11 protein-coding genes are annotated in these 11,206 nt (G+C 45.3%); all 11 read right to left on the bottom strand.

Annotated features, from left to right (window positions below):
* Positions 1-257: 257 nt before the first annotated feature.
* On the bottom strand, positions 258-1,478 hold the full coding sequence (locus ACHUFQ_RS16525) for a class I SAM-dependent methyltransferase (RefSeq protein WP_394176950.1): 1,221 nt from the start codon (positions 1,476-1,478) through the stop codon (positions 258-260).
* Positions 1,479-1,592: 114 nt separating this feature from the next.
* Entirely contained in the window at positions 1,593-2,399 is an 807-nt protein-coding gene (locus ACHUFQ_RS16520; RefSeq protein ID WP_394176948.1) for a DUF1365 domain-containing protein, read from the bottom strand.
* Positions 2,396-3,652, bottom strand: coding sequence for an NAD(P)/FAD-dependent oxidoreductase (locus ACHUFQ_RS16515; protein WP_394176947.1), 1,257 nt, complete (start codon positions 3,650-3,652; stop codon positions 2,396-2,398). Before ACHUFQ_RS16515 ends, ACHUFQ_RS16520 begins: the two co-directional genes overlap by 4 nt.
* Positions 3,649-4,374 carry an SDR family NAD(P)-dependent oxidoreductase gene (locus tag ACHUFQ_RS16510; RefSeq protein ID WP_394176946.1) on the bottom strand — a complete coding sequence of 242 codons (726 nt, stop codon included), beginning with the start codon at positions 4,372-4,374 and terminating at the stop codon, positions 3,649-3,651. Before ACHUFQ_RS16510 ends, ACHUFQ_RS16515 begins: the two co-directional genes overlap by 4 nt.
* Positions 4,371-4,901: a nuclear transport factor 2 family protein gene (locus ACHUFQ_RS16505; protein ID WP_394176945.1), complete on the bottom strand. Its 531-nt coding sequence runs from the start codon at positions 4,899-4,901 to the stop codon at positions 4,371-4,373. The genes ACHUFQ_RS16510 and ACHUFQ_RS16505 overlap by 4 nt, the downstream gene beginning before the upstream one ends.
* A 29-nt stretch (positions 4,902-4,930) precedes the next feature.
* A complete protein-coding gene (gene phrB, locus ACHUFQ_RS16500; protein ID WP_394176944.1) occupies positions 4,931-6,364 on the bottom strand; it encodes a deoxyribodipyrimidine photo-lyase in 1,434 nt (477 codons plus the stop codon).
* The gene (locus tag ACHUFQ_RS16495) at positions 6,364-7,323 is read right to left on the bottom strand and encodes a YbgA family protein (RefSeq protein WP_394176943.1); all 960 of its coding nucleotides are present in this window, start codon (positions 7,321-7,323) and stop codon (positions 6,364-6,366) included. Before ACHUFQ_RS16495 ends, phrB begins: the two co-directional genes overlap by 1 nt.
* Before the next feature lie 61 nt (positions 7,324-7,384).
* Positions 7,385-8,056, bottom strand: a complete 672-nt coding sequence (locus tag ACHUFQ_RS16490; RefSeq protein ID WP_394176949.1) for a ChrR family anti-sigma-E factor — start codon at positions 8,054-8,056, stop codon at positions 7,385-7,387.
* Positions 8,049-8,714 (bottom strand): sigma-70 family RNA polymerase sigma factor, encoded by a 666-nt coding sequence (locus ACHUFQ_RS16485; RefSeq protein ID WP_394176942.1) that lies wholly within the window; start codon positions 8,712-8,714, stop codon positions 8,049-8,051. The genes ACHUFQ_RS16490 and ACHUFQ_RS16485 overlap by 8 nt, the downstream gene beginning before the upstream one ends.
* Positions 8,715-8,768: 54 nt before the next feature.
* Positions 8,769-9,347 (bottom strand): LON peptidase substrate-binding domain-containing protein, encoded by a 579-nt coding sequence (locus ACHUFQ_RS16480; protein ID WP_394176941.1) that lies wholly within the window; start codon positions 9,345-9,347, stop codon positions 8,769-8,771.
* A gap of 248 nt (positions 9,348-9,595) precedes the next feature.
* Entirely contained in the window at positions 9,596-10,984 is a 1,389-nt protein-coding gene (locus ACHUFQ_RS16475) for a DUF4397 domain-containing protein (protein ID WP_394176940.1), read from the bottom strand.
* Positions 10,985-11,206: the final 222 nt, after the last annotated feature.

Below are 11,206 nucleotides of genomic sequence, written 5' to 3'. Positions count from 1 at the left end.
AAGGCTATTGGTATTACCTGCAATGGTTAAAGGGACAGAGTCGTTAAGATGACCTTATTAACCTTTTGATAATTAATGATTTATGTTTTTCATAATTGACTCTGACCCCGTAAGAAAATCGAATAACTTTAGTGTCGAAAGCTATTGCTATTACCGGCAATGGTTAAAGGGACAGAGTCATTGAGATAAGATTGTTAACCTTCTGATAATTAATAAGTTATGTTTTTCATAATTGACTCTGAGCCCGTAAGGAAAGGTTATTTTCTCGCCAACAGGTGGACGGTGCTGGTGGATCGCTCTAAGAAGGCTCCTTCGCAGTAGCACAGGTAGTAAGTCCATAAGCGTTTGAAGGTTTCGTCATAACCCAGTTCCTTCAGTTCAGGCCAGGACTTAAAAAATGCATCGCGCCAGTCTGAGAGGGTTCTGGCATAATCGAGACCGATGTCGGAAATAGACTCAATAACCATTTGGGTATTGTCTGCGATCTGTTGGCTCATTAAATGAATGGACGGAAGGCATCCGCCGGGGAAGATATAACGCTGAATGAAATCCACGTTATTTTTATAATAGTCAAATCGTTGATCAGCAATGGTGATGGCTTGAATTAACATTTTGCCGCCAGCTTTTAAGCGGGCATTACACTGCTTGAAGAATGAATCGAAGTATTCATGACCGACGGCCTCAATCATCTCGATAGATACCAGCTTGTCATACTCCCCTTCTAATTCACGATAGTCCTTCTTCAACAAGGTAATTTTATCCTGCAGCCCTAGCTCGTTGACGCGCTGTTCGGCGAATTTGAACTGCTCTTCGGATATTGTGGTAGTGGTTACGCGGCAGCCATAGTTTTGCGCGGCAAATATCGCCAGTCCGCCCCACCCTGTACCGATTTCCAGAACATGGTCATTTTCATTCAGTTCAAGCTGATCACAAATACGCGCCAGCTTGTGCTGTTGCGCTTCTGCCAGTGTTGCATCTTCGCTAGGATAGATCGCCGATGAATACATCATTGAAGGGTCGAGAAAACGGGTATAGAGCTCATTTCCCAAATCATAGTGAGCAAGGATGTTGCGCTTGGAGCCAGATACCGTGTTGCGATTATTGCGATGGAATAAGGCATTTTTGATTTTACCGAGCCAGGCCATTTTTGACTCCATCGAATCGGTGACGTTCTGGGCTCTGGCAAAAATACGAATAAGCGAAGTGAGATCGTCACAGGTCCAGCGATTATCAATATAAGCCTCGGCAGCGCCGATACTACCGCCTTTGACAAAACTGGTGTAAACGCTGACATCGTTGACGTTGATTTGGGCTTTCACGTCGCTATCAGAAGAACCAAACTGAAACCGATTTGTTCCTTCGATAAGTTCAACGCTACCTTGGGTAATTTTGCCGAGTACGGCATGTACCAGCTGTCGACAACGACGTTGGAAAAACGATAGCTGTTCCAGGTTTTGAATTGAGGCAATCTGCTCCACATTTTGCTCCAGATTTTGTTCCAATGGTTGCTCTAAAGAATTCACAATAACTTTCTCTTTTATATTAAAACCAATGTATTACGATTTCATGTCACATGCCCACTTGAATGCATGTCAGGACTTCGGATGCGCCACAAAAGGTACTTTCTTTAACCAAAGTTTCAGCGCTTGCCAGTAGATACCAGCACATATTTTTAACGTCATCGCTGGTAGACTGCGCCAGACTGCAAAAATCGCTTTTGCGGATAGCGGCTGTCTGGTTAACGCCATCGTCGCATCAAATACCTTTTCACTGCGATGATTCTCAATATGTACCAATAAGCGATTTGCTTTGAAGTCCTGAGCGGAATCGCATTCTGCCACTAATTCAGGGGCTCTGACCTTCCAGTGATACGTCATATCTAAATCCATAAATGGCGATACATGAAACTCTTTCTTGGATGGTTTGATCGTCTCTAAATCGACTAGATAATAATGACGCTCATTCCAGGGTGTATTGCTGACTTCCGCTAACATGTATCGAGCTCGGTGCTCTGGGTCATAACAGAAGAAAAAATTCACCGGGCTAAAATACAAGCCAAAACAACGTCCCTGAATGGTCATCATCACCTTGCCGCCGGGCCACGTTCCACCCAAGCCTTCCACTTTATTTCGAATACGTTGCTCAAGGTCTTTAGGTTCACCGCTAACATAATCTTCTGGCTTAATGCGAATCGGTTTGTACCAGGCTTTTCCCAGCCAGGCATTTTCCAATAGGCCTTGCTGCCATTCCTGAAGGTCGATTACCAACATGTAAAGCTGGTAATTAAAGGCATGATATACCGGAGCCATCCTGCGATGACGAACATCACCTGCGTAGATACCACTATTTAGCGTTCCTTGGCTTGTTAGTATTGATTGGCTTCGACTGTCATCACTCATAGCTGACATCCAAAACGCTCGCCAACATCAACCGCGGAACGCACGCCATCTTCATGGAAACCGTTGTACCAATAGGCACCGACAAAATGAGTGCGATTATGTCCACAGATTTTGTCGCGCTGCTGTTGCGCTTCCATACCGGATGTTGAAAATACCGGATGCTCATAAATGTATTCTTCAAGTAGTTTCTCTTTAGCAATGGCATCACTCTGATTCAATGTCACGCAAAACGTATGTTGACTTTCAATATGTTGAAGAATATTCATGTTATAGCTAACACTCGCTGGTCGTTGGCGATTGTTATCTAACATATAATTCCAACTCGCCCAGGCTTTTTTGCGCTTCGGTAACACCGAAACATCGGTATGCATGGCCACCCTGTTTTTACTGTAAGGCAGGGCCCCGAGCACATTTTTCTCAGCTTCACTGGCATCTTCTAACAGTGCTAATGCTTGATCGGAATGACAGGCGAATACCACCTCATCGAACGTTTGTTCTGAACCGTCTGCAAACAAGATTCGGACCTGATCGGGGTCACGATAAACACCACGAATGTCGGCATTAAGATGAATGTGGTCTTTAAATTGTTCAATCAAGGGTTGAATATAGCTGCGTGATCCATTTTCAATCACATACCACTGCGGACGATCGGCGATGTTTAACAGGCCATGATTGTGGAAAAAGCGGATAAAAAAATCTAATTGAAAGTCCATCATCTGTTCAATTGAGCTGGACCAGATCGCCGCGCCCATTGGCAATATATAGTGTTGGCTGAAATAGTCTGAAAAGCCCTGTTCTTGCAAAAAGTCGCCCAGCGTTTGATCCAACGGAATGTTATCGCTGCTATACATCGCCTTACAGCGTTTATTAAATTTCAGAATTTCTTTGATTAACAACCAGAATTTGGGGCTGAAGATATTGCGCCGCTGGGCAAATAAGGTATCGAGATTATGACCGTTATATTCCATTTTCGTGTGACGGTTATGCACTGAAAAACTCATTTCAGTTTCTTTTTTATTCACACCTAACTGGTCGATTAATGTTAAAAAATTTGGGTAGGTCTTATTGTTGAACACGATAAAGCCCGTATCGACAACATACGATTTGCCATCGATATCGACATCTTTGGTCGCGGTATGACCGCCGATGTAGTCATTTTTTTCAAACACGGTCACCTGATGCTTTTGACTGAGTAAATAACCACTGGTTAGTCCGGAAATACCTGAGCCTATGATCGCGATGTTCTTTTTCATGTGTTTTTCTTCCTTGTTAACAACCAACGCCAGCAGCTAAACGGCATCCATGAAAGGAATCGCAGCATGTATGTAAAGCGCTTGGGAAAATCGAGAATTTTTTTTCGTTTTTCAACGCCGTCAACGATGCGCTCAGCCGCCTGTTCAGCAGAAAGTAGAAACGGCATAGAAAAATCATTTTTATCGGTCAGAGGCGTTTTAATAAAACCGGGCTGGACTAAAGTCACGGCAATGTTTCTTGAGGCCAGATCAATTGCCAGGGTTTTTGCCAGATAGTCGACACCGGCTTTCGATGCGCCATAGGCCTCGGCTCTTGGAAGCGGTAAGTAGGTCACGCTGGAGCTCACAAATACCAGCTTTCCACCATTGCGTATTTTCGGGATCAAATGCTCGAGTAGATCGCCCATTGATAGCAAGTTCACGGTAATGACACGTTTAAACAAAGCGCCATCAAAATTTCCGGCATCGTCTATATATTCGCAGTCGCCGGCATTAAGGACAACCAAATCCAAAGCTTCTAACGTATCCGCGGCCTGAGCGACTTGCTCGCGCTCGGTAATATCAAAAGGCAAGGCCCGTAGGTTTGGATGTTCCTGGCAAAGGTGTTGCAGGCGTTCTGCATTGCGACCACAAGCAATCACTTCGCTGCCGTTGCGAGCATAACGTACCGCTAAGGATTCGCCGATCCCAGATGTGGCGCCGGTGATGAGTATCTGTTTCATCGTCCTGCCCTTTCTTTAACCATGCACACCAGACGCCCTAACACAGGAATATGTTCATATAACATCGCACCAACATCGAGATAATCACGGTGATAAATAACTTTATCGCCCTGAGCCCGTAATCGTGAATGCCCTTCGACCTCAATGACCTTACCGCCATTAAGACGGGGGTGAATATAGCTCATGCGCCAGTATATTGCCGCTTCTTGGTCGCTGTGCATCACATCATCAATCACAAAAGAACAGCTCTTAAGATTGGTATACAAGGCAGCAAAATATTCGGTTAATTGCGCGCGGCTTGTTATCGTGTGGAGTGGATCCTGAAAATGCACATTCGGAGCGTATACTTGTAACAGCAATGACAAATTATCGGTCGACAGGCGCTGATAAATATCCACAAAGGTCGCTAACCACAGTGGAAACGATTGGCGAGAATGATGCGATTCAGATGCTGAATTTTCGGTTTCGTATTCTCTACCGTCCATATCTAAGACCTGACCCTTATCGTTATTTAATGAAGATTCCATAAGTCCTCAGCTAACTGGAGTTTTCGGTGCTAGCGGCAGGCTTTATAAGCCGCAAGCGTCAATGCTCTGGCTTGCTTGTGATCTACGATAGCCGATCCATATAAAGATTCACAATTATTATCAATAAGATACTGATGTGGAAAGTGAATATGGCGATCGGGGACCTGCGCCAGTTCAGGTAAATAAGTACGTATGAATTCCCCTGAGGGATCAAAATTCTGACTTTGTCGGATTGGATTAAAAATGCGAAAATAAGGTTGTGCGTCGCAGCCTGTCGACGCTGCCCACTGCCAACCACCGTTATTGGCGGCAAAATCACCATCGATTAGCTGTTCCATAAAGTACTGTTCGCCCCAGCGCCAGTCGATTAGGAGATCTTTGGTGAGAAAACTGGCAACCACCATGCGCAAACGATTATGCATCCAACCCGTTTGATTTAATTGCCGCATGGCCGCATCGACCAGGGGGTAACCGGTTTTTCCCTGACACCACAAGGCAAATTCCTCGGTATCATTGCGCCACTGCAAAGCATCGTATTGGCGATTGAAATTTCTGCCTTTAATTAAATCCGGATATTGAAACAACAAATGGCGATAGAACTCGCGCCAGATCAATTCATTTAACCAGACAAACGCTGAAGATTGTTGCTGCTCCACAACAAGAGGATGTGATTGCATTAACAATCGTAGTATTAGACGCGGGCTTATGGCGCCGATACTTAAACAAGGAGATAATTTTGACGTTGCAGGTAAAGCGGGAAAATCTCGCCCCTGACTGTAATCTTGAATTGTATCATCAATCCAATTGCTCAAAGTGCCTGACATAATCAGCTCAGCATCCGGCCAGGCTTCAGACGATTGCTCACAATCCTGTCGACACCTTGTTATCTGTTCGATAGCCTCTTGATTAGTTGTACTTAATGTCCCGGGCAAAACCTCTTGATGAGCGGGAACCGGATTCGCGAGGCATTCAAACCCCTGATTTAAGAGCTGTTTTATCCATGCGCGCTTGAATGGCGTGAACACCCGATACATATTGCCCTCGGCGGTTACGACCTGCCCTTTAGGGATAATCACATCCGCTTCACTCAAATCTAAAACGACACCTTGATTGAGCAACTCTTGATCACGGGAAACTTCATTTAATTCAAGCTCGGCAATGGCAAAGATTTGTGCCGACTTCTTCTGTTTATGTTGTTGTTCAGACCATTCCTTTACCCAGGAAATTTGTCCGGAAAAATCGCTCACCTCAATAAAATGAAAACGCATCCCTAGCGTCGCGAGCTGTTTAGCGAGCAGAATTAAATGACGGTAAATAAAATCTCGTTGAATTGGACTTTGATGGTGTTGACGCCACTGGGCGTCACAGGATAAAAAAACCGCGTCACAACATCCTTGTTGCAACGCTTTTGTTAATGCCGGGTTATCATGCACCCGCAGATCATTGCGAAGCCAGTATAGCATTAGTGACTGTATCGTAATTTCAACGACACGGGGTGAGGTTGTAAATACACCTGTTGCGCGAGATAGTCTTTGGGATACTCCATCAGATAGTGTTTGATCATCGTGAGCGGCACCATCAGCGGCACCAATCCGGCACGATAATCCTCAATGTGCTGACACAATTCCTGTTTTTCTGAGCCATTGAGTTCATTAGAAAAATAGCCTTGAATGTGCTGCAAGGTATTTGCATGTCCTTTACGGGATGCAATCTTTTTCATCGCTGTCATTAAAATAGCAAGATACTGCTTCCCGATTTCGTCGACGTTATCTTGCATTTTTGCCAACAATCGGCCTGCTTCCCGATATTTGAGAATGTCATGAGACATTAACAAATATTTGTATTGGCTATGAAATACCATCAGCTTGTGTTTGCTCAGGCCGGAGGCTTCAAGCGTTTGAAAGTGTTTGTAGGCAAACACCCGTGCGACAAAGTTTTCTCGCAGGCGAGCATCGTTGAGTCGACCGTTTTCTTCGCAGGGTAAATATGGATAACGTTTCATGATTTCTCGGGCAAAAACACCTATGCCATCCGACGTCGAGCCTTTACCATCTTGTGAATAAACCTTTACCCGTTCCATGCCACAACTTGGACTCTTGGCGCAAAATACGTAACCACTGATGTCTGCTAGCTTAGGAGCGACTTTCTGACCGTAATCGCGAAGCTTATCCGTTACATCCATAGTGCCATCTGGACGACTCACATGGATCACGCCGTCGACATCAATTTGACGCACGGTTGGCCTAGGGACTGGAAGCCCGATAGCCACTTCCGGGCAATAGGGGACAAACTTTACGTGTTCACCGAACTCGTTTACACAAAACTGGCTTTGCTTATGGCTCGCATCAAAACGAACTTTCTGACCAATTAAACAGGCGCTAATGCCAATATTGATGTCGGTATCGAAATGCTGATGACTCATGGCATCCTCCAAGACAATTAAGAAGGAAACCGGCTATCGAAATAACCGGTGAAGATAAGGTTTAGTAAAGCAGAGAACCGAACGGATTCAATAATTTTCCGAAACCTTGTGTGAAGTGCAAGGCATCACTGACCACGGTCAGGCACAAGCACCCGTCTTCCGTTTTCGGGTTGTGTTGGTGCGAACCATCGAGCCAGATAAAATCGCCCGCCTGATACGTACCCATGTCATCGCTAAATTCACCATCGAGTAATAACGTTAGCTCAAACCCTTTGTGAGTGTGCTCTGGGATCATGCCGCCAGGCTGAATTTGCATTAAGCTGGTGTGGATCTCACCCTCGCCAAGCTCAATTCGAGCTCGGTTTAATTTTCCAATACCGGAAAAACTTCCGATCGCCATCGACTGCAAGGCCCTTGGCATTTTATAATTCTTGTCTTTTATCTGAAACTCTTTGGCAACATAACGCTCGCCAACCTCTGCAATTGACTCATCATCGGTAATATCATCAATCAATGCCATAATGTCCGCGGTCTCATTGAATGACTGCTGCTGGCTCATTTGCGCTGGTTGATCGAAGCTTTGCTCCGCGTATTGCTCCGTTAATTCGCCAACCTGTTGTTGACACACCGGACACATATCAACATGGATACTAATCGCAGCGGATAATGATGCTGGAAGCTCTCCGGCAGAAAATGACTGTAATAAATTTGTCGTTGGGTGATGCTTAATCATCATGCTCTCCCACTTGTTGATCTGATAACTGCTGCTTTAACTTGCCTAAGGCAAGTCGCAACCTTGATTTCACCGTGCCAAGGGGCAGGTTTAGATGTTGAGCAAGCTGCTCTTGCGACATTTCCAGAAAGTAAAAACCTTTTACGACTTGTTTCTGGTTCTCCGGTAACTTGTCCAGGTGAGCCAGAATCTGATTCTGTTGCAAATGATCCGCGTACACATCCGTTTCTGCACTTTCGGCTTCCACTAATGGCCAGATATCCTCACTGAGGTTATCTTCCTTTTTGGACTTCATTTTGCGAAGCATGTCGAAACTTACATTCCGCATAATGGTGTAGACCCATGTCGTTGGGGCACCTTTTTGCGGCGAATATAGATGTGCTTTGCGCCAGACATTTGACATCGTTTCCTGCACGACTTCGTGTGCCTGGGCTTCACTGCTAAATTGCTGGTGAGCAATGCGCTGTATCTTCGGAGCAAAAAATTTAAACAGCCCTGTAAAGGCAATTTTATCTCTCTCTTCAGCCACGGCTGCGAGCCAATCAGCTAATTGTTGATGGTTATTATCAGGATTCATAGTTCTATTATTAGAGCGAGAAGCCTGATTTGGCAATCTATTTGCACGTGTAATTGTATCTGCGCTTGTATCTGTTTGCATCGTGAGTAACTTAATTGTTCAACCCAGTTAAGTCATTCTACGAGAGCACTTACTTTAAAGATCAGTTTTTTCTTCGTGATGTTCGATAATCACAGTGGCGAGAAAATTCATCGCTTTGGAAAAGCTGTCAGGCTCGATAAAGCAACATTTGTTGTCGAAATTAATAGGTATCAGTTCTAACCAACGGCTACATACCCACACAGGAGAATCAAACTCAGGTTGTGGATACAAGCTGGCATAATGTGGATTGTCGTCAAAAAATTTACGCAACTCATCGGCGAGTAACTGACTATTGGTCGAAACGGGTTGCCCTGGCCAGTGCTGAGAAAGTGTAATTGGCGCACGCAGAAGATTATCTTCGTCACGATATGTTTCACCGATGTTGACGATGGCATCGCATTTAACGTCGATATATAACAAACCGTCGTCACCATTTTGAAAATCAACAATAGTGACATGACTGCCCCAACGGCAACACGGGTTCTCGTCTTCTTTTGCAAACTGACTGATAACAAAACCATCACCGGTCACGGCCTGCTTCACCATTTTAATATAACGCTGCTCAAAAATTCGTAATCGAGTGATACCACCAGGAAGAAGATAAATGGGCAATGGAAAAATAACGAGATTCATAAGTGCTTCCGTTGTTCTACACATACCTTTTTATACGCATTTACCTAAGAAAACGATCAACAAAAAGTGCAAATACTGACTTCCAAGTCGGCATAATAAAGCGATGATTGCTTTACTTGCCATTAACGAACAGTTGCATACAAATAGGAGAATTTGGATACATTTTTGACGGCAATAAGCATCAAAAAAGCCCACAAGATAACTCGAGTGGGCTGTTTCTGGGTTGTTCGCAAATTAACGCGAATGAATTATTCAGTAAACGCATCCATCAAGATTAAGTTTGCCGGCATGCCCATTGGATTATCAACCGCAGTAGCCGCGTAAATTTTACCCCCCATCAAGGAGATAACACCCGTGTCGATAGCAATTGTATCGGTACCCGTAAGCGTTACCTGCACGACATAATCGCCAGGAGGCAGCGACACAAAGCCGGTATCCGCTTTGAAAGGAACATCAGTCCAAACCGGCGATGCATTGCTGATATCGCCGTCTGCGGTTACGTAGATGTCAACGTTACCTACAGATGGATGCGCATGGGTTAATCGCACCTGGGCTTCGGTAGCCACCATGCGCGCATCATCGACCTGAACATAATATTCAAGCGCTGCGTCGTCCGAGCTATCTAAAGTGCCCACAGCGTTTACGGTATATTTCATATCCGCTTCCAGCATAAGATCACCAGTTATACCTACAACACTATTGTCGGCGGTTAGCACCGTATCGACCATGTACGTGCCTGGATCAACAGGGACATTACCGGTAACGCCGGTAAATGGAGCGTTGCTCAGAGCGCTGACCTTATTGCCATTAACTAAGATGTCGACATTAGGTACATCGGCAGCGGCATGGACAACACGTACCCAAGCTTGGGTTCTGTCGTCGATGATTTTCAATGTGTCAGTACCATCATTGGCTAGCAAAAATACCGGTGAGGTAGGCACGCCAGTGTTTGTCGTTGCCGCGACGAATAAGTCCGCGCCGGCAGGCAAATCAGGCAATACCGCGTCGAAAGCTACCGCTCCCATGCTATCGCCTTCAGCAACAACCAGACGAACCCGGTATACACCAGCAGGCACTTCAACCTGGCCTGTCACATCGCCATAGGATAAGGTCGCCAAAGGTTCACCAAGCTCATCGTCTGCACCGGTGACATGTAAGTTCACCATCGGGGCGATGGAAGAGCCGTGCAATACCTGGACGCGGATATTACCGTCGCCAACCGCACTGACGGGGTTTGCAATGACAGCAGGAGCCAGGTCCATGTTAGTAACCGTGCCGTGCGCAAATACCGTGTATTCGGTATCAGCCATCAAATCGACATCACCCAAGTCCAACACCTGAGTGGTTGTCTCGTCAGCCAGAATGGCGTCGACGGTTAATGGATACGTGCCCGCATCTAACGACAAGAAGGGTGAGCCCATAGCAAAGTCTAATCCAGCCAAAGCGTCGACCACGCTTCCTCCGGCTAACACATTAACCGCTGGGGCATCAGGAGAGCCATGAATCACCCGTACCATAGTTTGCGGTGCGGGTGGCTCTGGTGGAGTGATTTCACCACTACCGTTATCGTCATTGTCACAGCCACTGATGACGCCCAGTAGAAATGCTGGTAAAATGATCTTTAAGATCCTTTTCATTTTTGTTTCCTCATGTAAAGTTCGAAGTCGCATTCAACCTTACGGGACGAAAAATGATTAGGATCATTTTTTAATTTTCGGCTTGAATTCAGGAAGTTGACTCATCCGAAGTTCTTATACCAATCACATTAAGTTTGTGCACAAATCAGAGTTAGGGCAGAGGTTCAGTTACAACATAGATTTCATTGATATAGTCAATCTATATTATTGAAATATAGGGTC

Source organism: Thalassotalea litorea, assembly GCF_043642205.1.
GTDB classification, from domain to species: Bacteria; Pseudomonadota; Gammaproteobacteria; order Enterobacterales; family Alteromonadaceae; genus Thalassotalea_A; species Thalassotalea_A litorea.
Note: the sequence above shows the minus strand (reverse complement) of the source record. Positions and strands in the feature narration are given on the sequence as shown.